The 24,786-nt window shown below is 70.0% G+C and carries 25 protein-coding genes; 2 read left to right on the top strand and 23 right to left on the bottom strand.

Annotation, left to right across the window (positions count from 1 at the left end):
- Positions 1-34: 34 nt before the first annotated feature.
- The 3 genes from OF850_RS10610 to OF850_RS10600 form a co-directional block, all read right to left on the bottom strand.
- Positions 35-874 carry an alpha/beta fold hydrolase gene (locus tag OF850_RS10610; protein WP_301590052.1) on the bottom strand — a complete coding sequence of 280 codons (840 nt, stop codon included), beginning with the start codon at positions 872-874 and terminating at the stop codon, positions 35-37.
- Positions 874-2,079, bottom strand: a complete 1,206-nt coding sequence (locus tag OF850_RS10605; protein ID WP_301590050.1) for a CaiB/BaiF CoA transferase family protein — start codon at positions 2,077-2,079, stop codon at positions 874-876. The genes OF850_RS10610 and OF850_RS10605 overlap by 1 nt, the downstream gene beginning before the upstream one ends.
- Positions 2,080-2,163: 84 nt before the next feature.
- Positions 2,164-2,661, bottom strand: a complete 498-nt coding sequence (locus tag OF850_RS10600) for a pyridoxamine 5'-phosphate oxidase family protein (RefSeq protein WP_301590048.1) — start codon at positions 2,659-2,661, stop codon at positions 2,164-2,166.
- Between the two features lie 136 nt (positions 2,662-2,797).
- Here OF850_RS10600 and OF850_RS10595 point away from each other — a divergent pair, with 136 nt between their 5' ends.
- A complete protein-coding gene (locus tag OF850_RS10595; RefSeq protein WP_301590047.1) occupies positions 2,798-4,309 on the top strand; it encodes an aldehyde dehydrogenase family protein in 1,512 nt (503 codons plus the stop codon).
- Between the two features lie 12 nt (positions 4,310-4,321).
- Here OF850_RS10595 and OF850_RS10590 read toward each other — a convergent pair whose 3' ends face one another.
- Positions 4,322-5,155: a GNAT family N-acetyltransferase gene (locus tag OF850_RS10590; RefSeq protein WP_301590046.1), complete on the bottom strand. Its 834-nt coding sequence runs from the start codon at positions 5,153-5,155 to the stop codon at positions 4,322-4,324.
- A gap of 72 nt (positions 5,156-5,227) precedes the next feature.
- On the opposite strand from OF850_RS10590, the gene OF850_RS10585 reads away from it, so the two are divergent.
- Positions 5,228-5,638 (top strand): PaaI family thioesterase, encoded by a 411-nt coding sequence (locus OF850_RS10585; RefSeq protein WP_301590073.1) that lies wholly within the window; start codon positions 5,228-5,230, stop codon positions 5,636-5,638.
- On the opposite strand, the gene OF850_RS10580 is transcribed toward OF850_RS10585, so the two are convergent.
- From OF850_RS10580 to OF850_RS10490, 19 genes are all read right to left on the bottom strand, one after another.
- On the bottom strand, positions 5,619-6,509 hold the full coding sequence (locus tag OF850_RS10580; protein WP_301590045.1) for a DMT family transporter: 891 nt from the start codon (positions 6,507-6,509) through the stop codon (positions 5,619-5,621). The genes OF850_RS10585 and OF850_RS10580 overlap by 20 nt on opposite strands.
- Positions 6,510-6,566: 57 nt before the next feature.
- On the bottom strand, positions 6,567-7,073 hold the full coding sequence (locus OF850_RS10575; RefSeq protein WP_301590044.1) for a cysteine dioxygenase family protein: 507 nt from the start codon (positions 7,071-7,073) through the stop codon (positions 6,567-6,569).
- Complete coding sequence (locus tag OF850_RS10570; RefSeq protein WP_301590043.1) at positions 7,070-7,753, bottom strand: GntR family transcriptional regulator; 684 nt, start codon at positions 7,751-7,753, stop codon at positions 7,070-7,072. The genes OF850_RS10575 and OF850_RS10570 overlap by 4 nt, the downstream gene beginning before the upstream one ends.
- Before the next feature lie 84 nt (positions 7,754-7,837).
- A complete protein-coding gene (locus OF850_RS10565; protein ID WP_301590042.1) occupies positions 7,838-8,833 on the bottom strand; it encodes a Bug family tripartite tricarboxylate transporter substrate binding protein in 996 nt (331 codons plus the stop codon).
- Between the two features lie 18 nt (positions 8,834-8,851).
- Complete coding sequence (locus OF850_RS10560) at positions 8,852-9,148, bottom strand: hypothetical protein (protein WP_301590041.1); 297 nt, start codon at positions 9,146-9,148, stop codon at positions 8,852-8,854.
- 90 nt (positions 9,149-9,238) lie between these two features.
- Positions 9,239-10,012: a cold-shock protein gene (locus OF850_RS10555; RefSeq protein WP_301590040.1), complete on the bottom strand. Its 774-nt coding sequence runs from the start codon at positions 10,010-10,012 to the stop codon at positions 9,239-9,241.
- Positions 10,013-10,109: 97 nt separating this feature from the next.
- Positions 10,110-11,348, bottom strand: a complete 1,239-nt coding sequence (locus OF850_RS10550) for an NAD(P)/FAD-dependent oxidoreductase (RefSeq protein WP_301590039.1) — start codon at positions 11,346-11,348, stop codon at positions 10,110-10,112.
- Complete coding sequence (hpxZ, locus tag OF850_RS10545; protein ID WP_301590038.1) at positions 11,345-11,743, bottom strand: oxalurate catabolism protein HpxZ; 399 nt, start codon at positions 11,741-11,743, stop codon at positions 11,345-11,347. Before hpxZ ends, OF850_RS10550 begins: the two co-directional genes overlap by 4 nt.
- A 38-nt stretch (positions 11,744-11,781) precedes the next feature.
- Positions 11,782-12,576: an FAD binding domain-containing protein gene (locus tag OF850_RS10540; protein WP_301590037.1), complete on the bottom strand. Its 795-nt coding sequence runs from the start codon at positions 12,574-12,576 to the stop codon at positions 11,782-11,784.
- 14 nt (positions 12,577-12,590) lie between these two features.
- Positions 12,591-14,963, bottom strand: coding sequence for a xanthine dehydrogenase family protein molybdopterin-binding subunit (locus OF850_RS10535; protein ID WP_301590036.1), 2,373 nt, complete (start codon positions 14,961-14,963; stop codon positions 12,591-12,593).
- 57 nt (positions 14,964-15,020) lie between these two features.
- Entirely contained in the window at positions 15,021-15,524 is a 504-nt protein-coding gene (locus tag OF850_RS10530) for a (2Fe-2S)-binding protein (RefSeq protein ID WP_301590035.1), read from the bottom strand.
- A 69-nt stretch (positions 15,525-15,593) separates the two neighbouring features.
- The gene (locus OF850_RS10525; RefSeq protein WP_301590034.1) at positions 15,594-15,902 is read right to left on the bottom strand and encodes a hypothetical protein; all 309 of its coding nucleotides are present in this window, start codon (positions 15,900-15,902) and stop codon (positions 15,594-15,596) included.
- On the bottom strand, positions 15,892-16,923 hold the full coding sequence (locus tag OF850_RS10520; RefSeq protein WP_301590033.1) for an ABC transporter ATP-binding protein: 1,032 nt from the start codon (positions 16,921-16,923) through the stop codon (positions 15,892-15,894). The genes OF850_RS10525 and OF850_RS10520 overlap by 11 nt, the downstream gene beginning before the upstream one ends.
- Complete coding sequence (locus OF850_RS10515) at positions 16,920-17,915, bottom strand: ABC transporter ATP-binding protein (protein WP_301590032.1); 996 nt, start codon at positions 17,913-17,915, stop codon at positions 16,920-16,922. The genes OF850_RS10520 and OF850_RS10515 overlap by 4 nt, the downstream gene beginning before the upstream one ends.
- Before the next feature lie 46 nt (positions 17,916-17,961).
- The gene (locus OF850_RS10510) at positions 17,962-18,870 is read right to left on the bottom strand and encodes an ABC transporter permease (protein ID WP_456314022.1); all 909 of its coding nucleotides are present in this window, start codon (positions 18,868-18,870) and stop codon (positions 17,962-17,964) included.
- The gene (locus tag OF850_RS10505; protein ID WP_301590031.1) at positions 18,867-19,808 is read right to left on the bottom strand and encodes an ABC transporter permease; all 942 of its coding nucleotides are present in this window, start codon (positions 19,806-19,808) and stop codon (positions 18,867-18,869) included. The genes OF850_RS10510 and OF850_RS10505 overlap by 4 nt, the downstream gene beginning before the upstream one ends.
- A gap of 22 nt (positions 19,809-19,830) precedes the next feature.
- A complete protein-coding gene (locus tag OF850_RS10500; protein ID WP_301590030.1) occupies positions 19,831-21,423 on the bottom strand; it encodes an ABC transporter substrate-binding protein in 1,593 nt (530 codons plus the stop codon).
- A gap of 190 nt (positions 21,424-21,613) precedes the next feature.
- Positions 21,614-23,194, bottom strand: coding sequence for an ABC transporter substrate-binding protein (locus OF850_RS10495; protein WP_301590029.1), 1,581 nt, complete (start codon positions 23,192-23,194; stop codon positions 21,614-21,616).
- Positions 23,191-24,765, bottom strand: a complete 1,575-nt coding sequence (locus OF850_RS10490; protein WP_301590027.1) for an ABC transporter substrate-binding protein — start codon at positions 24,763-24,765, stop codon at positions 23,191-23,193. Before OF850_RS10490 ends, OF850_RS10495 begins: the two co-directional genes overlap by 4 nt.
- Between the last annotated feature and the right edge of the window lie 21 nt (positions 24,766-24,786).

Below are 24,786 nucleotides of genomic sequence, written 5' to 3'. Positions count from 1 at the left end.
GCCTGTCTGGTGCATCCCGATGCGCCAGACAGGCCTAGCTCAGGAAGTCCGCGACCAGCGCCACTTGCGACGCCTCCATCAAGGCGGGGGCGTGGCCGCAGCCGGGAATGGTCTCGACGCGGACGCGCGCGGCCATGCGGACCGCCGTCTCGGGCAGCAGGAGGTCGCTCGCCTCGCCGCGCAGCACCAGGGTGGGGCGGGCCGAGGCAGCCTCCCAGAGCGGCCACAGCTCGATATCCGCCGGGTCGCCTGCCATCATCGGGCCGCCGATCGCCGGGTCGTAGTGCAGGACGGTCCGCCCGTCCGGCGCCACCCGTGCCGAATGCCGCGCCAGATGCGCCCATTCGGCGTCGGACAGCGCGCCGAAAGGCGCGTGGACGCGGCGCAGATACGCCTCCAGCGCCGCCGCGTCGGCGAATTCCGTGGGCGCCCCCGCCATGTAGGCCTGGATGCGGCCGATCGCCGCCGCCGGCACGAAGGGGCCGATGTCGTTGACGACGAAACGCCGCATCGTGGCGTGCGGCAGCGCCGCCATCGCCATGCCGATCAGCCCGCCCATGGAGGTGCCGACCCAGTCATGCCGCCCCAGCGCGGCCACCAGGGGCGCGAGGCACTGGGCATAGACCGGCACGGCGTAAAGCTCTGGACGCGGCAGCCAGCCCGACACGCCGCGTCCCGGCACGTCCACGCACAGCACGCGCCGCCCCCGCGCGGCCAAGTCCCGCGCCAGCACGTCGAAGTCGCGCCCATTGCGCGTCAGCCCGTGGACGCAGACTACGGGGAGCCCGTCCGCCGGCCCCCACTCCCACCAGCGCAGGACGACGCTCCCTTCGCCGAAGGAAGCGTTCATCTGGCCCAGGCGGGGTTCCGCCATCACACCACGCCCTTGTCTCGCAGCACCGCCACTTCCGCCGCGTCCATGCCCAGCAGGCCGGACAGCACCTCTTCGTTGTGCTCGCCCAGCACAGGCGGGGCGGAGCGCAGCGTGGGCGGGGTAGCGGACAGCTTCACCGGGTTGGCGATCACCTGGACCTCGGCCCCGCTGCCGTGGCGCATGGTGGCGACCATCTCGCGCGCCTGCACGTGCGGGTCGGCGAAGACGTCCTTCAGCGTGTTGATGGGGCCGCAGCCGATCTTCTGCGCCTCCAGCGCCTCCACCCATTCCGCCGTGGTCTTGCCCTTCATCACCGGCGTCAGCGTCTCGGTGACGAGGTCGCGGTTGGCGACGCGCTTCGGGTTGGTGCTGAAGCGCTCGTCCTGCAACAGGTGCTCCTGCCCGAACGCCTTGCAGAAGCGCTCGAATGTCGGGTCGTTGCCCACGGCCAGGATGATGTAGCCATCCTTCGTCGGGAATTCCTGGTAGGGCGAGATGTTGGGGTGCTGGTTCCCCAGGCGCGGCGGGTTCTCGCCGGTGGCCAGGAAGTTCATGCCCTGATTCGCCAGCCACGCCACGTGCGTGTCCAGCATGCCGATATCCACCTGCTGCCCCTCGCCGGTCGCGTGGCGGTGGTTCACCGCGGCGAGGATGCCGATGCAGCCATAAAGTCCGGCGAAAAGGTCAGCGACCGGCACGCCAACCTTCTGCGGCGAGCCGTTGGGCTCCCCGGTCAGGGACATGACGCCACCCATGGCCTGGATCAGCGCGTCGTAGCCGGGGCGCGGCGCGTAGGGCCCGGTCTGCCCGAAGCCAGTGATGGAGCAGTAGATCAGGCGCGGGTACTTCGCCTTCAGCTGCTCCCAGCTCAGCCCGTACTTGGCCAGAGCGCCGACCTTGAAGTTCTCCACCAGGATGTCGCAATGCTCGAGCAGGCGGTGGATCACCGCCTGGCCCTCGGGCTTCGCGATGTCCAGCGTCACGCTGCGCTTGTTGCGGTTCACGCCGATGAAGTAGGCGCTCTCCTCCGTGCCGGGCCAGAAGGGCGGCGCGAAGCCGCGCGTGTCGTCGCCGGCGCCGGGTCGCTCGATCTTGATGACGTCGGCGCCCATGTCACCCAGCATCTGGGTGCAGGTCGGCCCCGCCAGCACGCGGGTGAGGTCGAGCACGCGGAGGCCGGTCAGCGGGCCGGGGCGGTCGGTCATCGGTCTTGCATCCCTTGGGCGTCGTCCGCCCAGGGGATTACAAGCCGGCGGAAGCCCCGGCAACCGGCCGGGGCCCCGTCTCCGTCAGAAGGAAACCTTCTTGTTCTCGCCGCCGGCCGGGCGCTCGCCCGTCGCCAGCGCCTTCACGTAGCCATAAGCGTGCAGCGCGGTGGAGGAGGGGCTGTCCCAATACTCCGCGCCCGTGATGGATACGGCGATCAGCTCCAGCTCCGGGTCCTCGGCGCCCTTGGGGAACCACACGCGGGCGGATTCGCTCCACAGCGCCTTGGCCTTGGCCGTGTCCTTGGAGGTGCGGGCCTTGCCCTTGGCCGAGACGTAGTCCTGGCTGGACGGGTTGGAAGCGGCGAGCAGCACGTCGCTGTCCTGGCGGATCTCCTGCGCCTTGGGCGTGCCCGCGACGTGGAAGAACCACACCGTGTCGCCCTCGACCTTCTGGATCGCCATGGGGCGGGCGTGCTGCGTGCCGTCGGGCATGGTGGTGACGAACATCACCACGCCCACCTTCTCCAGCATCTCGCGGACCTTGGTGCGGGCTTCGTCCTCGTTCGTGGCGTTGGCCATGCTTCCGTCTCCTGAAACTGTCCGGGTCGGGAACGGCGGGAGGCTTGCGGGGTTGCGGGCATCCGGCGCATGGTCCGGGCGACCTGGACGGGGGGCAAAGCCCCCCAGGACCGGAACCAGACAGGGAAACGCCCGGATGCTCGACACGCCGCACCCCACCCCCGCCGCCCCGTGCCTGGACCAGCAGAAGCTGGCCACCGCCCTGTCGGGGCTGCATTTCATCGGCGGCCGCTACGTCCCCGCGCGTTCGGGCAAGAGCTTCGCCGTGGTGAACCCCGCGACCGGCGAGGAGGTGGCCCGCGCCGCCGAGGGCGACGCGCAGGACGTGGATGCGGCGGTGCAGGACGCGGCGCGCGCGCAGAAGGAGTGGGCCAAGATGCCGGCGCGCAAGCGCGGCGCGCTGGTGCATCAATGCGCCGCCCTGCTGAAGGAGCACGCGGAGGAGCTGGCGCGGCTGATCGCGCTGGAGACGGGCAAGGCGCTGCGCACCGAAAGCCGCGTCGAGGCGGGCGTCGTCGCCGACGTGTTCGAGTTCTTCGGCGGGCTGGGCGGCGAACTGAAGGGCGAGAGCGTGCCCTTCGCCCCCAACGTGCTCTCCGTGACGGTGCGCGAGCCGCTGGGCGTGGTGGGGGCCATCATTCCCTGGAACGTGCCCATGCTGCTCATGGCGCTCAAGGTTGCGCCGGCGCTGGTGGCGGGCAACACGGTGGTGGTGAAGAGCGCGGAGGAAGCGCCCCTCGCCGTGCTGCGCATCTGCGAGCTGATGAACCGCGTGCTGCCGCCGGGCTGCTTCAACATGCTCTCGGGCATGGGGCCGGAATGCGGCGCGCCGCTGGTCGAGCACAAGTTGGTGAAGAAGGTGACCTTCACCGGCTCGGTCGAGACCGGCAAGATCGTCGCCAAGGCCGCGGCCGAGAAGATCGTCCCGGTCACGCTGGAGCTGGGCGGCAAGTCGCCCATGATCGTCTTCGCCGATTGCGACTTCGCGAAGACCGTGCAGGGCGCGCTCACCTCCATGCGCTTCACCCGCCAGGGGCAGAGCTGCACCGCCGCTTCGCGCATCTACGTGGAGCGTCCGGTCTTCGACCAGTTCGTGGAGGAGATGCGGAAGGCCGTGGACGCCATGGTGATGGGCGACCCGCTGGACGAGAAGACCGACATCGGCACCATCATCTCGCCGGGCCAGTTCGAGAAGGTCCAGGCCTTCATCGAGGAAGGCAAGAAGACGGCGGGCGCGGTGGCGCATGAATGCTCCGCCCTGCCCAAGGACCAGGCGCTGAAGAAGGGTCTGTTCCTGCGGCCCGTGATCTTCACCGGGCTGACGCGTGACAGCCGCCTGGTGCAGGAGGAGATCTTCGGCCCCGTCACCGTGATCCAGCCCTTCGACGACCCGGAGGCGGTGCTGGCCGAGGCGAATGACAGCGAATACGGCCTCGCCGCCTCGCTCTGGACCAACAACCTCAAGGTCGGGCTGGACCTCGCGCATCGGCTGGAGGCGGGGCTAGTGCAGATCAACCAGAACCTCGTGGTGCAGGCCAACCTGTCCTATGGCGGGGTGAAGTCCTCCGGCCTCGGCAAGGAGGCGTCGCTGGAGGCGATGCTGGAGCACTTCACGCACAAGAAGACCATCATGGTGAACATGGGGTGAGGGGAAGACCCCTCACCCCAGCTCGAAGCTCGTGATGCCGAACACGCCCTCCCGCCGCATCGGCGGGGGGGCGCCCGTGTACATGCGCGCCGTCTCGAACACCTTCTCCATCCCCGCCTCGCGCGCCAGCGCCACCGCCGCGGCGTGGTCCTCCGCCACGTCCAGCACCAGCTTCCCATCCGGGTGCTCGGCCGCAAGGGCGGTCAGCAAGGAGCGGGCGTGGCCGGCATCCTCGGCGAAAAGGGGGCCGATCTTCGCGCCCTCGCGGCAAGGGCGCAGCACGCCGAAGCCGCGCAACGCGCCGTCGGGACCGCGGATGACCCGCGCGACGTGTCCAGGCGCCTCCAGCCAGGCGCGGAGGAATTCCGGCCGCGCCTCGCCCGCATGCAGCGCGTCATAGGCCAGCAGCGCGTCGCCGAACTCCGCCGCGTCGGCACGGTGATGCGCCGCTTCCAGCAGCGGGCGCTCCGCCTCGTAGCGCGCGTTGTTCCAGGAAAACACGAAGCCCGACTTCCGATAGTTTGCCTGCTGCGCCACCACCCCGTCCAGCCCGACGCAGCGCCCGTCCAGATGCGCCATCCCCGCGCGCCACAGCGCCATGCCGTGCCCCTGCCCGCGCGCCTCCGGAATGGCGATGTAGAGACCGATGAAGCCGAACCTCTCGCCCATCCGCACTGCGGAGATGGAGGCGACGGGCCTGCCCTCCACCTCGGCGACGAAGAACCCCTCCGGGTCGGCGGCGAAGAAGCAGGATGCATCCTCGCGGCCCGGGTTCCACCCCTCCGCCGCCGCCCAGTCGAGGGCCAGGTCGAGGTCACGTCGCGTCATGCGGCGAATGGTGGTCAAGCGCGGCGTCTCCCTCTCGGCCTTCCGGTGTGCGGCCGCTAGCATCGCGGCGAAAAGCGAGGCGTGTCCAGAATGACCCCGGCGGAATACGAGGCCATCATCCATCGCGGCGTGCCGCTCGCCGGCGACTGGGGCATTCGCGTCTTGTCCGCCGAAGCCGGCGTGGCGCGGCTGGAATTGCCGCGCGACCCGCGCCTGCTTCGCCCCGGGAACACCGTGTCGGGCCCCGCCATCATGGGCTTCGCGGATGTCGCGATGTGGGCGGCGCTGCTTTCCGTCAGCGAGGGACGGGACGAGAGCCTGACCGCGACCATGAACATCGCCTTCCTGCGCCCCTGCGGTCCCGGCCCCCTGCTGGCCGAGGCACGGCTCATCAAGGGCAGCGGGCGCTCGCTGTTCGGCGAGGTGGTCGTCACCCACGCCGACGATCCGCGTCCCTGCGTCCATGTCACGACAGGCTGGGTCAGGTCCGCCGTCCGGTGAACAGAACCGCCACCAGCATCGCCCCCACGGCCAGCGCCGCCCCGCCCGCCTTCACCCAGCCGATCGGCTCGCCGAGGACGAGGTAGCTGGCGGTCAGCCCGGTCACGGGCACGAGGACGGACAGGGTGGCGGCGCGGGTGGCGCCCAGCATCTCCACGCTGCGGGCGAAGAGCAGCATGGAAACGGCGCCCAGCGCCACGCCCTGCGCCAAGATCATCCAGCCCCAAAGGCGCCAATCCAGGCTGAAGAATTCCTCGGCCCGGAAGAGCAGAAAGGGCGGCAGCACGAAAGGCAGGGAGGTCAGCGTCACCGCCGCGCTGGCCGGGATGGCGGCGACGTGCCAGCGGCGCAGCAGCACGGTGAAGACGCCCCAGGTGCCGCCCGCCCCCACCAGCAGAAGGTCGCCGCGCCAGGCGCCCGGGTGCCCGCCCAGCCCCTCCCAGCCGATCAGCAGCACCCCCGTCACCATGGCGGCCAAAGCGGCCACGCGCCCGGCGGTCGGCCGCTCGTGCAGCAGCCACCATGCGGCCAGCGCCCCCACCACCGGGCCGGTCATGGGCGCGATGGTGCCGCCATGGCTCGCCGGCGCGTAGCGCAGCGCCGAGGCGAAGAGCAGCAGGTTGAAGCAGCCGCCGAACAGGGTGAGCAGCAGGATGCGGCGCGGGCCGATCGCCGCCAGCGCCGCGCGCTCCCGCCAGGCGAGCGGCGCCAGGATCAGCGCCGCAGGCAGGTAGCGGCAGAACATCATGTCCAGCACGGTGATGCCCTGGCCAGTGAGCGCGAGGCGCGCCACCACCGCGTGCCCGCCCCAGATCATCGACGCCACGGCCCCGAGCAGCAGGCCGAGCAGGAGCTTCGGGGCGAGAGCCATGCCGGACACTGGCACGCGGCCGGCCGCGTGCCTATGCGCGCCGGCGCATGGGCGCGCTCAGGCCAGGATGTGGTTCAGCCCCTCGGCGAAGCGCGCGAAGGGCAGGCCATAGGCGTGGATGGAGACCGACACCTCCGCCGAGCAGTTGGCGAGGCGATGGATCAGCCGCGGATCGGCGACGCCGTGCGACGTGTCGCCTTCCCGCCGCAGCACCGCGTCCACCGGGCGCGGCGTCGCCGATCCCGGCTCGAAGAAATGCTCGGTCAGGATGCCGCGATGCACCCCCAGCGCGCACCAGGCGCGGTGCGCATGGACCGGCGACATCTGCATCGGCCGCCACACCAGCGCGACGACCGCGTAATCCGCGCCCTCGTGCAGCAGGTGGCGCTTGTAGCCGTTCGGGCAGGACGGGCAGTCGCGCCCTTCCAGCAAGGTCGGGTCGCGCAGGAAGGGGACCATGGCGTCGGCCACCGCGCCGGGCCGCTCCGCCTCCGGCGCGCGGGTGGCGCGGTGGATGGCATCCAGCATGGCATCGAGCGCGAGGCCGGGACGAAGCACATTCATATCGCAATCCCCGCATCGGGCGCCGTGAGCGCGTCCAGCACCATGCGGCGGCTTTCCGCCACCTGCCCATGCATGATGCGCGACGCCTCCTCGCCCTGGCCCAGGGCCAGTGCCTCCACCAGCGCGTGGTGCTCATGCGCCATCTCGCCGGTGCGGTCGCGGCGGGACAGGCCCATGACCAGCATGCGCGTGCTTTCGTCCAAGAGGCGATCCACCTGCCGGGCGAGGCGCGCATTGCCCGAGAGTTCCGCCACCGCGACGTGGAAGGCCTTGTTGGCCTGGAGGAATCCCATGCAGCTTTCCGGGTTGCCGCATTCGTAGCCGGCGGCGCAGACCGCATCGAGGCGCGACAGCATCGCCGCATCCACCCGTCCTGCTGCACGCCGCGCCGCCTCGGGCTCCAGCATCAAGCGGAGGTCGAAGACCTCATGGATGTCGCGGATGGTGACCAGGGACACGACCCAGCCGCGCCGTGGCACGGAGGAAACCAGCCCCTCCTCCGCCAGGCGCGCCAGGGCGGCGCGGATCGGTGCCTTGCCCAGTTCCAGCCGGTCGGCCGCCATGGCCTCGCTGATCACCTCGCCTGGGGCGAGGCGCGTGGCGAGGATGTCGGCGCGCAAGCCGGCGGCGGCGCGTTCCGTAAGGGAGAGCGGAGCCTCGAAGGGCGCGACCAGAGACATGGGTCTGACCTTGTCTTGACATGTCAGACCTAGCGCAGAGAACCCCCCGCCGCAAGCACTTTGCGCGGCGGGGTGTCGGTTTCCTCAGTCCACCGTGGCGCCGGAGCGGCGCACCACCTCCGCCCAGCGAGCGATGTCACGGCGCTGGATCTCGGCGAATTCCTGCGGCGTCTTCACCGGCGGCAGGCTGATTCCCTGCTCCTGCACCAGCCAACGCTGGAATTCCGGATCGGCGAGGACCTTGTTCACCTCCTCCGACATGCGGCTCACGATGGCGGGCGGCAGGTTGGCGGGTCCGAACAGCCCATACCAGGTGGTGCTGACGAAGCCCGGCAGGTTGCAGGCCTCCGCCACAGTGGGGATGTCGGGCAGGCTCGGCACGCGCTCGGCGGTGGTGACGGCGAGGCCGCGCACCTGGCCCTGGCGGATCGCGCCAATGGCGGGGCCGGTCTGGTTGAAGAAGAAATCCACGTCGCCGGCCAGCAGCGCCGTCTGCGCCCCAGGCTGGCCGCGATACGGGATGTGCGTCACGTCCACATTGGCCGCGTTGGCGAATTGCGCCCCCGCGAGATGGGTCGAGGCGCCGTTGCCGGTGGAGGCGTAGTTGAGATGCCCCGGATTGGCCCGTGCCGCCTGCAGCACCGCCTGGCAATCCGTGTATTGCGGCCGGCGCTCCGGGCTGACGGTCAGGACGTTCGGCACGTCGCCCAGATGCGCGATGGGGGTGAAGTCCCGCACCACGTCGAAGGGAAGGGTACGGTAGAGGCTGGCATTGATGGCGTGGGTGCCTGCCGTGCCGAAGTAGAAGGTGTAGCCATCGGGCCGCGCCTTGGCGACGAAGTCGGAACCGATATTGCCCCCTGCCCCGGTGCGGTTGTCCACCACGATGGTCTGGCCCAGCGCCCGCGACAGGGGCTCGGCGAGGCGGCGCTGGTAGATGTCCACCCCGGACCCGTTGGGGAAGCCGCCGATCAGGGAGATCGGCCGGTTGCTGGGCCAGCTATCCTGCGCGGCGGCGCCCTTGGGGGCGAGGGCCGGCAGGGCGAGGGGCAAGGCAAGGAGGGCGCGACGCTGCATCATGCCCAGGAGGATAACCCTCTAGCGAGGCGAAGGGAAACGGCGTGACGGGCCGTCCATGAAAAGCTGCGGCGGCGGAATGCCGGGCGGCCAGGGTGGCACCGGCTCGGCCCGCTCCCGGCAATCGGGGCGCAGCGGGCCGCAATCCCAGCGGAACCCCTCGGGGCGACCGGTGAGCTGTCCACCACGCTCCTGCCGGCACAGGCAGAGCCGGCTCTCGAAGCAGATCGCCATGCCCTCGCGATAGGCGTTGCAAACCGGAAGCTGCGCCGCCGCCGGCAGTGCGAGCAGCAGCAGGGGCGAGAAAAGAAAGCGCATGGCGCAAGCCTGTGCCGCGAAGGATGGAGAAACAGAAAAGGCCCCGGAGCTTTCGCGCCGGGGCCTCGGGCCTTCCGAAAGCGGAAGGGCCTACTTCATGCCGACAGCCTGACGGCCGCGCTGCCCGTCCCGCACGTCGAGCGAAACCTTCTCGCCCTGCTGCAGGTCGGTGCGACCGGCGCGGTTCAGGACGGAGGAGTGCAGGAACACGTCCTGGCCGCCATCCTCGGGCGTCACGAAGCCGAAGCCGCGCACCGAGTCGAACCACTTCACCGTGCCGTTCAGCGGGTAGACGGGGCCGCTGCCCTCGTCGAAGTTGCGCCGGGGGCCGCGATCGCCACCGCCGCCGCCACCGAAGCCGCCACCACCGCCGAAGCCGCCGCCGCGGGGGCCGCCGAAGCCGCCGCCACCACCGCCACCGAAGTCACGCCGGGGCGGACGGTCGCCGAAGCCACCGCCGGGGGCACCGAAATCACGCCGGGGCGGGCGGTCACCGAAGCCGCCACCGCCACCGAAGCCACCGCCGCCGAAGTCGCGACGCGGGGGACGGTCGCCGAAGTCACGCCGGGGCGGGCGATCGCCGAAACCACCGCGCGCGCCGCCACCGCCACCGGGGCCACGCTTCAGTTCGGTGATGCGGGTCACGAGGCGGCGGCCCGTGCGGTCCGTGCCGATCTCGCAGACCAGGATGTCGTCGGTGTCCGGCTGGTCGATGCCGGATTCGGTCAGGGCCGAGGCATGGAAGAACACGTCCTGCCCATCAGGGCCGAGGACGAAGCCGAATCCCTTGCGCCCATTGTACCACTTGACCTTGGCCTCGATCAGGCCGTCGCCGCCGCCCGCAGGCGAAAAATCGTCAGACACGTTTCTCTTCAATCCACTAATCGTACGCCGGCCCGCACAATGCGGGGTCGACTACCCGAGACTGGCATTGTCACGCGGCAAATGCACGAAAAAAGATTCAGCCAAATCGGCGAGGCGAATAAGCAACTGGCGCCGATTCGCCCTTGGCCATCCCGACCACGAGTTCCGCGGACCGCGGCGCCGCCACCAGCCCAACATGGCCATGGCCAAAGCAGTGCAGGATGTCGCCGCTGCGGCGGGAGGGGCCGAGCACGGGCAACCCGTCCGGCGTCGAGGGGCGATGGCCCAGCCAGACCTTTACCTCCCCGCCCTCCAGCCCCGGGAAAAGGCGGCGCAGGTGGTCACGAAGGATCTCCGCCCGGCGCCAATCGGGTGCGGCCTCCAGCCCGGCGATTTCTACCTGCCCGGCCGCGCGAAGCCCCGTTTCGGTCAGGGTGACGCCCATCTTGCCGTCACTCGGCATCAGCGGGATGCGCGGGGCGATGCTGGGCGTGGTGACCACGGCGTGGTAGCCGCGCTCGCTTTCCAGCGGAATGCGGTCGCCCGCTTCCCGCGCCAGCCCGGCCGAGCGGATGCCGGCGGCGATCACCGCTTTGTCCGCCTCCACCTCGCCGGACTCGGTCCGCACGGCGCGCAGCGCGCCATTCTCCACCCGGAAGCCCGTCGCGCGGGCCGCGATGCGGCGCGCGCCCTGCGCCTCGGCCAGGGCCACCAGCGCGGCGACATAGGCGCCGGGATCGGTGCAGTGCCCGCCCTCCTCGACCAGCAGTCCGAAGCGGAAGCGCCGGTCCAGCGCCGGCTCCTGCTGCCGCAGCGCGTCCTCGTCCAGTTCACGCCATTGCACCCCGGTCTCGGCACGCAGCTTCCAGGCCAGGGCCTCCGCCTCGAAGGCAGCGCGGTCGGGGAACACGTAGAGCAGGCCGGTGCGGCGGATCAGCGCGCCGACCCCGGCACGCTCAGCCAGCGCAACGTGGCGGCGCGGCGCATCCTTCAGCAGGGCTCGCAGCGCATGGGCGGTGCGGCGCACCTTCTCCTCCGTCGAGCCGGCCCAAAGGTAGCGCAGCAGCCAGGGCGTCGCGGCGGGCAGCCGGCCCGGCCGGATGGCGAGCGGGCCGAGCGGATCGCGCAGGAACTTGGGCAGCTTGCGCCACAGCCCGGGGACGGAAGCCGGGATGACGCTGGCGGGGCTGAGCCAGCACCCATTGCCGTAGCTCGCCGCCTGCTCGCCGCCCGGCGTGCCGGGTTCGATCAGCGTGACGTCGAAACCCGCTGCCTGCGCCTCCAGGGCGAGGCAGGCGCCCATGATGCCGCCGCCGATGACAGCAAGCCGCGTCACTTCTTCTCGATCTCCGGATCGGGCTTCAGCAGCGAGACATGCGCCGAGACGACGCGCCAGCCAATTCCGGGCAGCCGCGCCATGATCTTGGTCTCGCGTCCGACATTGCCGCTCCCCAGCCGCTCATACTCCAGGTGGGTGCAGGCGAAGTCGCGGCCGAAGGAGGTGATGTGGATCTTGCGCGCGCGCCGCGCGGCGTAGGACTGGACGCTGGCGCGGAACGCTCGGATCGCGTCGTGCCCGTAGAGGATCTCACTCGTGCCGAAGCGGACGGTGCGTGGGTCGGCCCAGAAGATCTCGTCCAGCACCTCGGTGCGGTTGTTGGCGATCGCGTCCTCGTAGCGGTCGAAGACGGCGCGGACTTCGGCAATGACGCCGGGATCGTCGAGTTCCATGGCGGGGAGAATGCCCCCCGCCACGGATCATGGAAAGGTCAGCCCGCGGACTGGACCGCGCGCTTCGCCATTACCGATACCAGGTGCGCACGATACTCGGCGCTGCCATGGATGTCGCTGTTCAGCCCACTCGCGGACTGCTTGATGCCGGCCACTGCCTCGGGCGACCAGTTGGCGGCGAGCGCCGCTTCCATCTCGGTCTGGCGGAAGACGCAGGGACCGGCGCCGTTGATGGCGACGCGCACGCCCATCTTGCCCTTGGAGACAAAGGCGCCGGCCATGACGTAGCGGCTCGCCGGGTTGCGCATCTTGGCGTAGCCGGCCTTCTCCGGGATCGGGAAGGAAATGGCGGTCAGAATCTCGTCCGGCTCCAGGGCGGTGGTGAACATGCCCAGGAAGAACTCGTCGGCCGGGATCTCGCGCCGGCTGGTCCGCACCGTGGCGCCGAGGCCGAGCACGGCGGCCGGATAATCCGCCGCCGGGTCGTTGTTGGCGACGGAGCCGCCGATCGTGCCGCGGTTGCGCACCTGCGTGTCGCCGATGTGCTGGGCCAGGAAGACCAGCGCCGGGATCGCCGACTTCACCTCGGAGGATCGCGCCACCGCCTCGTGCTTCGTGAGCGCGCCGATGACCAGCGCATCGCCCTCACGCCGGATTCCCTGCATCTCGGAGATGCCGGACAGGTCCACCAGCGCGGTGGGGCGGTTCAGGCGGTGCTTCAGCGCGGGCAGCAGGGTATGGCCGCCCGAGATGGCCTTCGCATCCGGGTCGGCGGCCAGGAGCCGCGTGGCCTCGGCGAGGCTGGAGGGCTTGTGGTAGGCGAAGTCGTACATCGAAGGGGACTCCCTCAGCTCTGCTGGCGGTGGAGGATGGACCAGATCTTCTGCGGCGTCGCGGGCATCTCCACATGCTCGACGCCGTAATCGCGCAAGGCGTCCACCACCGCGTTGATCACGGCGGGGGGCGAGCCGATCGCCCCCACCTCCCCGCATCCCTTCACCCCGAGCGGGTTGTGGGTGCAGAGCGTGGTGTGGGTGGCGACGCTGACCGGCGCCAGATCCTCGGCGCGCGGCAGGCAGTAATCCATCATGGAGGCGGAAACGAGCTGCCCCGCCTCGTCATAGACGCAGGCTTCCAGCAGCGCCTGGCCGATGCCCTGGGCGACGCCGCCCTGCACCTGCCCCTCGACGATCATCGGGTTGATGACGCGACCCACATCGTCCACGGCAGTGAAGTTCACCATCTGCACGCGGCCGGTTTCTGGCTCGATCTCCACCTCGGCAATGTGGCAACCGCCTGGGTAGGTGAAGTTCTTCGGGTCGTAGAAGGCGGTCTCCTCCAGCCCCGGCTCCAGCTCCTCGATGGGGTAGTTGTGCGGGACGTAGGCGGCGAGGCTGATCTCGGCCAGGGCCTTGGTCTTGTCCGTGCCGGCGACGCGGAAGGTGCCGCGCTCGAACTCCACGTCCTCGACGCTGGCTTCCATCAGGTGCGCGGCGATGCGCTTGCCCTTGGCGATGATCTTGTCCATCGCCTTGTCCATAGCCGAGCCGCCGACGGCCAGCGAGCGCGAGCCATAGGTCCCCATGCCGAAGGGCACCTTGGCCGTGTCGCCGTGGACGATCTCCACCTGCGCGATGGGCACGCCCAGCTTGTCGGCGACCAGCTGCGCGAAAGTCGTCTCGTGCCCCTGGCCGTGGCTGTGCGCGCCCGTCAGCACGGTGACACTGCCCGTGGGATGCACGCGGATCGTCCCCACCTCGTACAGCCCCGCCCGTGCGCCCAGCGAGCCGACCACGGCGGAGGGCGCGATGCCGCACGCCTCCAGATAGGTGGAGATGCCGATGCCGCGCAGCCTGCCTCGCGCCTTGGCCTCGGCGCGCCGTGCCTCGAACCCGGCCCAGCCGGAGGTTTCCAGCGCCTGGTCCAGCGTCGAGAAATAGTCGCCGCTGTCATACTGGAGCGCCACCGGCGTCTGGTAGGGGAAGGCATCGGTGCTGATGAAGTTCTTGCGGCGCAGCTCCACCTTGTCGAAGCCGCACTGCTTCGCGGCCACGTCCACCAGCCGCTCCAGCAGGTAGGAAGCCTCCGGCCGGCCGGCGCCGCGATAGGCGTCCACGGGGACGGTGTGGGTGAAGACGGCCTTCACCTCTGCATAGATGGCGGGCGTCGCGTACACCCCCGCCAGCAGAGTGGCGTAGAGGTAAGTGGGCACGCAGGGTGCGAAGGTGGACAGGTAGGCGCCCATATTGGCCTGAGTCTGCACGTGCAGCGCCAGGAACTTGCCGTCCTTGTCCAGCGCCAGCTCCGCGCGGGTCACGTGGTCGCGCCCATGCGCGTCCGACATGAAGGCCTCGGTGCGGTCGGAGGTCCACTTCACCGGGCGTGCCAGCTTGTGCGCCGCCCAGGTGACGATCGCCTCCTCGGCGTAGTGGTAGATCTTGGAGCCGAAGCCCCCGCCCACGTCGGGCGCCACCACGCGCAGCTTCGATTCCGGCAGGTTGAGCACGAAGGCGCCCATCAGCAGCCGGATCACGTGCGGGTTCTGGCTGGTGGTCCAGAGCGTATGCTCGCCGGTCGTGGCGTCGAAGTCGCCGATGGCCGAGCGGGGCTCCATCGCATTGGGAACGAGGCGGTTGTTGGTCGTCTCGAACACCACGCGGTGCGCGGCCTGCGCGAAGGCCGCGTCCACCGCGGCCTTCTCGCCGATGTGCCAGTCGTAGCAGAGGTTGGAGGGCACGTCGTCATGCACGGCGGGCGCGCCCAGGGCCTGGGCCTGGGCGAGGTTGGCCGCAGCCGTCAGCACGTCGTACCCGACCTCGATCGCCTCGGCGGCATCGCGAGCCTGCTGCCGGGTGGTGGCGACCACCACCGCCACCGGGTCGCCGACGTGGCGCACCTTCCCCTCGGCCAGGACGGGGTGCTTCGGCTCCGCCATGGGCGTGCCGTCCTTGTTGTGGATCTGCCAGCCGCAAGGGATGCCGCCGACGGAGGCCATGTCGGCGCTCGTGTAGATCGCCTCCACCCCAGGCATGGCGCGGGCCGCCGCCGTGTCGATGCCGGTGATCCGCGCATGGGCGTGGGGCGAGCGGAGGATATGCGCGTAAAGCTGGCCGGGTCGGTTGATGTCGTCGGTGTACTGGCCACGCCCGGACAGGAAGCGACGATCCTCCTTCCGCCGGACGCTGGCCCCGATTCCCTCGAACGGCTGCACCACGTTCATGGCTGAACCCTCCCTGTCTCTTTGACGCGGGGCGGCGTTGGCCGCCGCTCCCGACCCTTACTCGGCTGCGGCGGCGAGGCTCTCCCGGCGGCCGTGCATCACGTCCTGCGCGGCCGCGATGGCCTTCACGATGTTGTGATAGCCGGTGCAGCGGCAAAGATTGCCTTCCAGGCCCTCGCGAATCTCCTGCTCCGACAGGCCCTGCGGGTTCTTCTTCACCAGGTCCACGGCGGACATCACCATGCCGGGGGTGCAGAAGCCGCATTGCAGGGCGTGGTACTCGCGGAATGCCTCCTGCATCGGGTGCAGCGTGCCATCCGCCTGGGCCAGACCCTCGATGGTGGTGACCTGGGCGCCGTCGCACATCACGGCGAGGGTGGTGCAGGCCTTCACCGATTCGCCGTCCATGTGGACGACGCAGGCGCCGCACTGGCTGGTGTCGCAGCCGACATGCGTGCCGGTCAGGCGCAGCTTCTCGCGCAGCAACTCGACCAGCAGGGTCCGGCCTTCGACCTCCACCGTGTGCGTCGTTCCGTTCACGCTGAGCGTCACTTGCGGCATCGCGCCCTCCCTGGACTTGCTGCGGGAAAGGTCGCGTTTCGCCCGCCCGGCGTCAAGCATGCCGGCGCCTCAGCGCGGCGGCGCCTCCAGCACCATGCGCCGCCCGCGCGTCAGCCACATCAGCACCCCCAGCACGACCGTCCCGAGGGGCCAGAGCAGGAACACGCCCATGCCCAGCAAGGTGGCGAACATCCCCGCCCCCATCGCCACCTCGGGGTCGTCGCTGCCGAGATAGGGCAGCACCAGCGAGCAATTGCCCAGCGCCGCCGCCACCATGAGGATCTGGAAGATCCAGAATGCCCATTTCACCGCCTGTCCGAAGGTGCCGCGCGGCGCGCGGGCGGTGAAACGGACGGTCTGGGGGGGCTCAGGCGGCACGGAAGGCCGTGGGTGGCGCCTTGTTCAGCAGCGGGTTCGCCGCCGCGGGCCGGTCGTTCAGGTGGCAGGCCGCGAGGTGTCCGCCTCCCGTGTCGGCGAGAGGCGGCTCCTCCACGCGGCAGCGGTCGAAGGCATAGGGGCAGCGCGTGTGGAAGCGGCAGCCAGGGGGCGGCTTGATCGGGCTGGGCACGTCGCCCTGCAGCACCACCCGCTCCCGCGCCGCGCCGGGCACGGGAACCGGGACGGCGGACAGCAGTGCCTCGGTGTAGGGGTGCCGTGGCTGGCCGAACAGCGTGCGGCGATCCGCTACCTCCACGATCTTGCCGAGATACATGACCGCCACCCGGTGCGTCATGTGCTCCACGATGGCGAGGTCGTGCGAGATGAACAGCATGGCGAGGCCGAGTTCCGACTGCAGGTCCTGCAGCAGGTTCACGATCTGCGCCTTCACCGACACGTCGAGGGCGGAGACCGCCTCGTCGCACACGATAAGGTCGGGGTCCGCCGCCAGGGCGCGGGCGATGCCGATGCGCTGGCGCTGCCCGCCGGAGAACTCGTGCGGCCAGCGATGGACGGCATCGCGCGGCAGCCGCACCTTGTCCATCAGTTCCGCCACGCGGCGGTCCATGTCCGCGCCACCCTTGGCGAGGCCGAAATTGCGGATCGGCTCGGCCAGGATGTCCTTGACCCGCATGCGCGGGTTCAGGCTGCTGAATGGGTCCTGGAACACCACCTGCATCTGCCGGCGCAGCGGGCGCAGCGTGCCCGACGGCATGTCGTCGATGCGCGTCCCGTTGAGCACCACCCGCCCGGCGGTCAGCGGAAACAGCCGCAGCACCGCCTTGCCCACGGTGGACTTGCCGCAGCCCGACTCGCCGACCAGCGACAGCGTCTCGCCCTTGTCGATGTGGAAGCTCACGCCGTCCACGGCATAGACATTGCCGACGGTGGTGCCGAACAGGCCGCCGCGGATGGGGAAGTGCTTCTTGAGGTCCGCGACCTCCAGGATGCGCTGGCTCATGCCGCTTCCTTCTCGGCATAGTGGCAGGCGGCGACGTGGGCCGGCGCCTTGGGTTCCAGCGCCGGCGCGACGGCCACGCAGAAATCCGTTGCCTTAGGGCAGCGCGAGGCGAAGACGCAGCCGGGGATCTTCTGCTTCAGGCTGGGGACGAGGCCCGGGATCTCCGCCAGCCGCGTCGTTTCCCCCGTGAGCGAGGAGCCGAGGCGCGGCACGGAGCCGAGCAGCCCCTGGGTGTAGGGGTGCTTGGGCCGGCGGAACAGCTCGCCGACCGGGGCCTCCTCCACCTTCTTGCCCGCGTACATGACCACCACCCGCTCCGCCACCTCGGCCACCACGCCGAGGTCGTGGGTGATGAGGACGATGGCCGCGCCGACGCTCGTCTTGAGGTCGCGCATCAGGTCGAGGATCTGCGCCTGGATGGTGACGTCCAGCGCCGTGGTCGGCTCGTCCGCGATCAGGAGCTTCGGATTGCAGGCGAGCGCGATGGCGATCATCACGCGCTGGCGCATGCCCCCCGACAGCTGGTGCGGATACTCGCGCACCCGCCGCCCCGGCTCCGGGATTCCGACGAGGCGCAGCATCTCCACCGCACGCTCCTCCGCCTTGCCCGCGCTCATCCCCTGGTGCAGCCGCAGCGTCTCGCCGATCTGGCGGCCGACGGTGAGCACCGGGTTGAGGGAGGTCATCGGCTCCTGGAAGATCATGCTGATCTCGTTGCCGCGGATCTGCCGCATCTCCCGGTCGGAGAGCTTCAGAAGGTCGCGCCCGCCGAAGCGGATGGCGCCGGCGATCTTGCCCGGGGGCTCCGGGATCAGCCGCAGGATGGACATGGCGGTGACGGACTTGCCGCAGCCGGACTCGCCGACGATGGCGAGTGTTTCGCCGGAGCGGACGGAGAAGGACACCCCGTCCACGGCGCGGTTCACGCCGTCCATGGTGCGGAAATGCGTCTGGAGGTTCTCGACATCCAGCAGCACGGGGCGGTTGTCCATGGACGCTCCTCCACCCGGCGGGGCCAGGGTCTCGCTCGCGCTCATCTCAGAGCCTCTTCGCCAGGCGCGGGTCGATCGCGTCGCGCAGCCCGTCGCCGACCAGGTTCACGGCCAGCACGGTGATGGACAGGAACACGGCCGGGAAGAAGACGATGTAGGGCTTCACCTGCCACAGCGCCCGCCCCTCGGCCATGATGTTGCCCCAGGAGGGGATGATGGGCGGCGTGCCGGCGCCGATGAAGCTCAGGATCGCCTCGGTGATCATCGCCGCCGCGCAGATGTAGGTGGCCTGCACGGTGAGCGGCGCGAGCGTGTTGGGCAGGATGTGTTTGAGGATGATGGCAGGCGTCCGCGTGCCGGACGCCACCGCCGCCTCCACATAGGGCTGCTCGCGCAGGGACAGCACGACGCCGCGCACGAGGCGGGAAACGCGCGGGATCTCCGCGATGGTGATGGCGAGGATGACGTTCTGCACCGAGCCGCGGGTCAGCGCCATCAGCGCGATGGCGAGCAGGATGGAGGGGATGCTCATCATCCCGTCCATGATGCGCATGATGATGCTGTCGGCGATGCGGTTGAAGCCCGAGGTCAGCCCGATGAACAGCCCGATCGCGGAGGCGAGGATCGCCACGGAGAAGCCGACCAGCAGCGAGACGCGCGCCCCGTAGAGCACGCGCGAATACACGTCGCGCCCCAGCATGTCGGAGCCGAACCAGAACTGCGCCGAGGGCTCGCGCGTCCGCAGCGCCGGCGCCAGGGCGGTCGGGTCGCGCGTCCACAGGAAGGGAGCGAAGATCGCCACGAAAAGCATCAGCATCAGCAGCACGCCGCCGATCGCGATGGTGGGATGGCGCCGGAGGAAGCCGAGGAAACCGGCCCTCGGCTTCACGTCGGGCAGGATGTCCGGCATCGGCGGGGCAGCCGCCGTGCTGGGAGGGATGGCCGTCGCGCTCAATACCGGATCCTCGGGTCGAAGAGGGTGTAGAGAAGGTCGATCAGCAGGTTGACCAGCACGTACACGAAGGAGAAGAGCAGCACGACGCCCTGGATCACCGGGTAGTCGCGCCGCAGGATGGCGTCCACCGTCAGGCGGCCGAGGCCCGGGATGGCGAAGACGCTCTCCGTCACCACCGCGCCGCCGATCAGCAGGGCAAGGCCGATGCCCACCACAGTGACGATGGGCACGGCGGCGTTCTTCAGCGCGTGGAGGAATAGGATGGAAGCCTGGTTCGCCCCCTTGGCGCGGGCGGTACGGATGTAGTCCTGGCTGAGCACCTCCAGCATGGTCGCGCGGGTGATGCGGGCAATCAGGGCGATGTAGACCGCGCCCAGCGCGATGGCCGGCAGGACGAGGTTCTCGATCCAGGGAAGGAACCCTTCGCTGAAGGGCGTGTAGCCCTGGACCGGGAACCAGTCGAGTTCCAGCGCGAAGACATAGGCGAGCAGGTAGCCCACCACGAAGACCGGCACGGAGAAGCCGAGCACGGCGAAGCCCATCACCGCGCGGTCGATCAGCGTGCCCTGCTTCCAGGCCGCCACCACCCCCAGCGGCACGGCGACGGAGATGGCGAGGAGCAGCGTGACGAGGCAGAGCGACAGCGTCGGCTCCACCCGCTGCGCGATCATGGTGCTGACGGGCAGGTTGGTGAAGATGGAGATGCCGAGGTCGCCACGGGCGATGTTCCAGACCCATTCGCCGAAGCGGACGAGATAGGGCCGGTCCAGGCCGAGCGAGGCGCGGATGCGCTCCACGTCCTCCGGCGTGGCCTGGTCGCCCGCGATCACCGCGGCCGGATCGCCCGGCGCGAGGTAGAGGAGCGAGAACACGAAGAGGGCCACCACCGCCATGACGGGGATGGTGGCCAGGATGCGTCGGACGATGTAGGCCCACATGGCGGTGACTATCCCTGAGCCGTCACGACTTGGAAACACCCCAGGCGAAGGGAATCGGACCCTTCACCACGCCGGAGACATTGCGCCGCCAAGCTTGGTAACCCAGGAAGAAGCCCGAGGGAACGTAGACCACGTTGTCCAGCGCGGCGCGGTTGAGTTCCCCGATCACCTTCTTCTCGGCTTCGAGGTCGGGAGCATCATACCATTCGGCGATCTTCTGCTGGACGGCCGGGATGTTGGGCCAGCCGAACCAGGCGCCGTCGCCGCCGGCCTGGAGGCCGACATTGGCGGCCGGCGAGACGCAATCCGCGCCCGCATGCCAGGAGAAGAAGATGTTCCAGCCGCCCTGGCTGGGCGGGTTCTTCATGGCGCGGCGCTGGCCGACGGTGCCCCAGTCGGTCGCGACGAAGTCCACGTTCATGCCGAGGCGCCGCAGGAGGTCTGCCGTGACGTCCCCCTGGGCCTTGGTGATCGGCTGGTCCTGCGCGGCGAGGACGACGATGGGCTGGTTGGTGTAGCCGCTTTCGCGCAGCAGGGCGCGGGCGGCGTCGAGGTTGCGGGGGCCCTTCAGGATCTCGCCGCCTTCCTCGGTGTAGAGGGGCGTGCCAGGGGTGAAGTATCCGGGCAGGCGCTTCCACATGGCGTCGTCGCTGCCGACGATGGCGCGCATGTAGTCTTCCTGGTCCATCGCCATCAGCAGGGCGCGGCGGGCACGTACGTCGTTGAAGGGCGGGTGCAGGTGGTTGAGGCGGAAGGCGCCGATATTGCCGAGCGGGTCCGCGATGTCGGCCTGGACGTTGCGGTTGCGGCGCAGCAGGGGAATGAGATCGGTGATGGGATTCTCCCACCAGTCCACCTCGCCATTCTGCAGCGCGGCCGCGGCGGTGGCGGGATCGGGCATGATGGCCCATTCGATGCGGTCCACCAGCATGCGCTTGCCGCCGCTGAGCCAGTTGGCCGGCTCGGAGCGGGGCTGGTAGTCGTTGAACTTCTCGAAGACTGAACGCGCGCCCGGCACCCACTCGTTGCGGATGAAGCGCATCGGGCCGGAACCGACATACTCGCTGATCTGCGTGAAGGGATCGGTCCTGGCGATGCGCTCTGGCATGATGAAGGCCATGGGCGTGCTCATCTTGCCCAAGGCGACGAGCAGCTTCGGATAGGGGCGCTTGAGGACCCAGCGGAAGCTGCGGTCGTCCGTGGCGGTGAGTTCCTCCTGGATGCCGCGGATCATCAGGCCCATCGGGTCGCGCGCCATCCAGCGGGTGAGGCTGGCCGTGACGTCGCGGGCGCGGACGGGCTCGCCGTCATGGAACTTGAGGCCGGGGCGGAGGCGGAAGGTCCAGGTAAGGCCGTCGGAGGAGTTTTCCTCCGCCTCGACCATCTGGCGCTGGGGAGCCAGCTTGTCGTCCATGCCGTAGAGCGTGTCCCAGACCAGGACGGCGGCGTTGCGGACGACGTATTGCGTGCCCCAGATCGGGTCGAAGTTGGCGAGGTTGGCCTGTGGCACGAAGCGCAGCGTGCGGGCATTGGCTCCCTGGCTCAGCGCGGGGGCGGCGAAGCCGGCGCTGGCCGCGGTCGCGGCGCTCGCCTGAAGAAAGGTCCTGCGGTCCATCGTTGAAGCTCTCCCGTTTGTCCTTGCCCGGAGTTTAGCCCGGGTTCCGTTCAGCATGCCGGATTCCTGGGCAGCTTCGCATCACGAAGCTGCGTTTCCGGCCTCCGGCGTGATGCGTTGCAGCAACCGTGCCAGTCGCGGCCTGCATGCCCAGCCCCGAAATCGCGGCAAACGCAGCAACCATGCCAGTTCACGCGCGGCGGACGCCCCAGAACAGGGCGGGCCCGCCCTTCACCACCCCGCTCAAGTGGCGGCGATAGGCTTGCCGCGGAAGCACGAGGCCGAGGGGGATGAAGGGCACTTCCTCCATGGCCACGCGCTGGATGCGCGCCGCGATCGCCTTTTCCGCCGCCTGGTCGGGTGCGTCGAACCATTCCTCGCGCAGCGCCTCCAGCCGCGGCATGGTGGGCCAGCCCGACCAGGCTTGGGCGCCGTGGCCGCGCAGGGGCTGATGCGAGCCGGGGACGGACACGTCCAGCCCCTCCCAGGTGGTGCAGAAGACGGACCAGCCGCCCTGCTCCACCGGGCCGCGATTGGTGCGGCGCTGGATCTGCGTGCCCCAGTCCATTGCCGGCATGTCCACGTTGAAGCCGATGCGGCGCAGCAGGTCCGCCGCCACCTCCGACAGGTTCTGCAGCACCGGCAAGTCGGTGGCGGACATCATCACGACGCGCTCGCCACGATAGCCGGATTCGCCCAGCGCGCGCTGCGCGGCGGCGAGGTCGCGCGGACCGGTCAGCGGCTCCAGCCCCTCGGTTGTCGCCAGCGGTGTGCCGGGGGTGAAGACCCCCGCCGGGACGCGCGACAGGGAGCGATCGGTGCCGATCGCAGCGTCCATGAAGGCGCGCTGATCCAGCGCGGGCAGGATGGCGCGCCGCACCTCCAGCTTGTCGAAGGGCGGATGCAGGAAGTTGAAGCGCAGCACGCCGAGATTGCCGGCTTCGTTGATCAGGTCCACCACGATGTCGCGGTCGCGCTGCAGGCGGGGCAGCAGGTCGGCCAGGGGCGCTTCCCACCAATCCACCTCGTTGCGCTGGAGCGCGCCATATGCGGTGGAGGGGTCAGGCAGGATGCGCCACTCGACGCGGTCGAAATGCACCTGCTTGCCGCCGGCCAGGAAGTCCGGCGCCTCGTCGCGCGGGCGGTAGCCGTCGAAGCGCTCGTAGATGGCCACGTCGCCAGGGCGGAACAGATCCTGCCGGAAACGGAAGGGGCCGGAGCCGATGGCCTCTCCCACCTGAGCGAACGGATCGGTGGCGGCGAGGCGCGCCGGCATGATGGCGCAGATATTGGCCGAGGGCTTGCCCATCGCCCAGGCGAGGCCGGGCCAAGGCTTCTTCAGCCGGATCACGATCTCGCGGTCGCCGCGCGGGGCGATCTCGTCGGCCAGGGCGTCCAGGCGCTGGCCCAGCACGTCGCGCTTGCTCCAGCGCCGGATGGAGGCGACGCAGTCCTGGGGCATGACGGGCGCTCCGTCATGGAAGCGCAACCCCTCGCGAAGGCGGATGACCCAGGTGAGCCCATCCGAACTGACCTCGTGCCCCTCGGCCATCTGCGGCTGGGCCCGGAACTGCGAGTCGAGGCCGTAGAGCGTGTCCCACACCATCAGCCCGTGGTTGCGGACCAGCACGGCGGTGGACCAGACCGGGTCGAGGCTGGCGAGGTTGCTTTGCGGCACGAAGCGCAGGAGGCGCTGCGCCCCCTGCCCCGTCGCCACGCCCGGAAGCGCCAGCGCCGCCCCGGCGCCGAGGGCCGTACGGCGCGTGATCATGCGTTCTTCCCGATGTTCCAGAACACCGTCGCCGGGGTGCGGAAGGCGCCCGTGACGCGGCGGTTCCAGGCCGAGGGCTGCCAGTAATAGCCGAGCGGCACATAGGGCAGGCTCTTCATCGCCTGGGCGTTGAGCTGCTTCGCCAGCTGCTGCTGCGCCGCCTGGTCCTCGGCGTCGAGGAAGGCGAGACGCATGCGCTCGATCTCCGGATCGTCGGGCCAGCCGAACCAGGCGCTGGTGCCGTTGGAGCGCAGGAACAGGTGCACCGGCGGCAGGGCCAGCGCGTCGCCGCTCGCCGTGGTGTGGAAGATGTTCCAACCGCCGCGCTCCGGCGGCTCGCGCGAGTTGCGGCGCTGAACCAGCGTGCCCCAATCCGTCGCCACCAGCTCCACGTTCATGCCGATGCGGCGCAGCAGGTCGTGGGTGACGAGGCCCAGCGCGTTGATCTGCGGATAGTCGGACGGCGTGATGAGCACGATCCGCTCGTTGTTGTAGCCCGCCTCGCGCAGCGCGGCGCGGGCGCGGTCGACGCTGCGGGTCTTGAGGATCTCACTCCCCTCTTCCGTCTCCATTGGCGTGCCGCAGGTGAAGACTCCCTCGCAGGTGGCCCAGCCATTCGGGTCGTCGCCGGCGACGGCGCGCAGGTAGTCGCGCTGGTCCACCGCCATGGCGACGGCGCGGCGGATGGCGACGTTGTTGAAGGGCGGGTGCAGGTGGTTGAAGCGCAGGCAGCCATAGGTGCCGAAGAGCAGGCGCTGCTCCACCACCACGTCGCGCGAGCGGCGCAGTAGCGGCAGAAGGTCGTGCAGCGGGTATTCCCAGTAATCTTGCTCGTTCTGGGTCATGGCGTTGGCGGCGGTGGCGGCGTCTGAGATGACGGTCCACTCCACGCGCTCCACCCGCGCATGCTTGCCGCCGGCCAGCCCGTCCGGCTGCTCCTCGCGCGGGCGGTAGCCGTCGAACCGCGCCCAGACGGCACGCTGGCCCGGGTTCCACTGGTCGGCAAGGAAGCGGAACGGGCCGGAGCCGGTGGCTTCGCGCACCTGGGTTGCGCCGTCGGTGCTGGCGAGACGCTCGGGCATGATGAAGGCGGGGCCCTGGCCGCGCCCGATCGCCAGAGCCAGCAGCGGGAAGGGCCGCTTCAGCTTGATCTCGAAGCGGCGGTCGTCCAGCGCCCGCATTTCGTCGATGGCGGTGCCGACGATCTGGCCGAAGGTTTCGCGCGTGGACCAGCGACGGATGGAGGCGATGCAGTCCTGCGACCGCACCGGCTCGTTGTCGTGGAAACGAAGGCCTTCGCGCAGGGTGAAGGTCCAGGTCCGGCGATCGTCCGAGACCTGCCACCCCTCGGCCATCTGCGGCCGGACCTGCCCGCGCGAATCCTCGGCGGTCAGGGTGTCGTAGACCAGGAAACCGTGGTTGCGGGTGACGACCGCCGTGGTCCAGATCGGGTCCAGGCTGGTGAGGTTGGCCTGCGGGATTACGCGCAGCGTGCGAGCCGCCTGGGCGCGCGCGTCGTGAATGGCGAATGGGGCGGCGCCGGCCGCCAGCATCAGGTCACGTCGTCGCATGATTGCTCTCCGGTTGGTCAT

This window comes from Sabulicella glaciei, assembly GCF_026183895.1.
Taxonomy (GTDB): domain Bacteria; phylum Pseudomonadota; class Alphaproteobacteria; order Acetobacterales; family Acetobacteraceae; genus Roseococcus; species Roseococcus glaciei.
This window is presented reverse-complemented; position numbering and strand designations above follow the sequence as displayed.

Bases quoted from the DNA above. Each gene is read 5' to 3' on its own strand.
- OF850_RS10610 (WP_301590052.1), bottom strand. From the start codon at position 874: ATGGCGGAACCCCGCCTGGGCCAGATGAACGCTTCCTTCGGCGAAGGG.
- OF850_RS10605 (WP_301590050.1), bottom strand. From the start codon at position 2,079: ATGACCGACCGCCCCGGCCCGCTGACCGGCCTCCGCGTGCTCGACCTC.
- OF850_RS10600 (WP_301590048.1), bottom strand. From the start codon at position 2,661: ATGGCCAACGCCACGAACGAGGACGAAGCCCGCACCAAGGTCCGCGAG.
- OF850_RS10595 (WP_301590047.1), top strand. From the start codon at position 2,798: ATGCTCGACACGCCGCACCCCACCCCCGCCGCCCCGTGCCTGGACCAG.
- OF850_RS10585 (WP_301590073.1), top strand. From the start codon at position 5,228: ATGACCCCGGCGGAATACGAGGCCATCATCCATCGCGGCGTGCCGCTC.
- OF850_RS10580 (WP_301590045.1), bottom strand. From the start codon at position 6,509: ATGGCTCTCGCCCCGAAGCTCCTGCTCGGCCTGCTGCTCGGGGCCGTG.
- OF850_RS10575 (WP_301590044.1), bottom strand. From the start codon at position 7,073: ATGAATGTGCTTCGTCCCGGCCTCGCGCTCGATGCCATGCTGGATGCC.
- OF850_RS10570 (WP_301590043.1), bottom strand. From the start codon at position 7,753: ATGTCTCTGGTCGCGCCCTTCGAGGCTCCGCTCTCCCTTACGGAACGC.
- OF850_RS10565 (WP_301590042.1), bottom strand. From the start codon at position 8,833: ATGATGCAGCGTCGCGCCCTCCTTGCCTTGCCCCTCGCCCTGCCGGCC.
- OF850_RS10560 (WP_301590041.1), bottom strand. From the start codon at position 9,148: ATGCGCTTTCTTTTCTCGCCCCTGCTGCTGCTCGCACTGCCGGCGGCG.
- hpxZ (WP_301590038.1), bottom strand. From the start codon at position 11,743: ATGGAACTCGACGATCCCGGCGTCATTGCCGAAGTCCGCGCCGTCTTC.
- OF850_RS10540 (WP_301590037.1), bottom strand. From the start codon at position 12,576: ATGTACGACTTCGCCTACCACAAGCCCTCCAGCCTCGCCGAGGCCACG.
- OF850_RS10535 (WP_301590036.1), bottom strand. From the start codon at position 14,963: ATGAACGTGGTGCAGCCGTTCGAGGGAATCGGGGCCAGCGTCCGGCGG.
- OF850_RS10530 (WP_301590035.1), bottom strand. From the start codon at position 15,524: ATGCCGCAAGTGACGCTCAGCGTGAACGGAACGACGCACACGGTGGAG.
- OF850_RS10520 (WP_301590033.1), bottom strand. From the start codon at position 16,923: ATGAGCCAGCGCATCCTGGAGGTCGCGGACCTCAAGAAGCACTTCCCC.
- OF850_RS10515 (WP_301590032.1), bottom strand. From the start codon at position 17,915: ATGGACAACCGCCCCGTGCTGCTGGATGTCGAGAACCTCCAGACGCAT.
- OF850_RS10505 (WP_301590031.1), bottom strand. From the start codon at position 19,808: ATGTGGGCCTACATCGTCCGACGCATCCTGGCCACCATCCCCGTCATG.
- OF850_RS10500 (WP_301590030.1), bottom strand. From the start codon at position 21,423: ATGGACCGCAGGACCTTTCTTCAGGCGAGCGCCGCGACCGCGGCCAGC.
- OF850_RS10495 (WP_301590029.1), bottom strand. From the start codon at position 23,194: ATGATCACGCGCCGTACGGCCCTCGGCGCCGGGGCGGCGCTGGCGCTT.
- OF850_RS10490 (WP_301590027.1), bottom strand. From the start codon at position 24,765: ATGCGACGACGTGACCTGATGCTGGCGGCCGGCGCCGCCCCATTCGCC.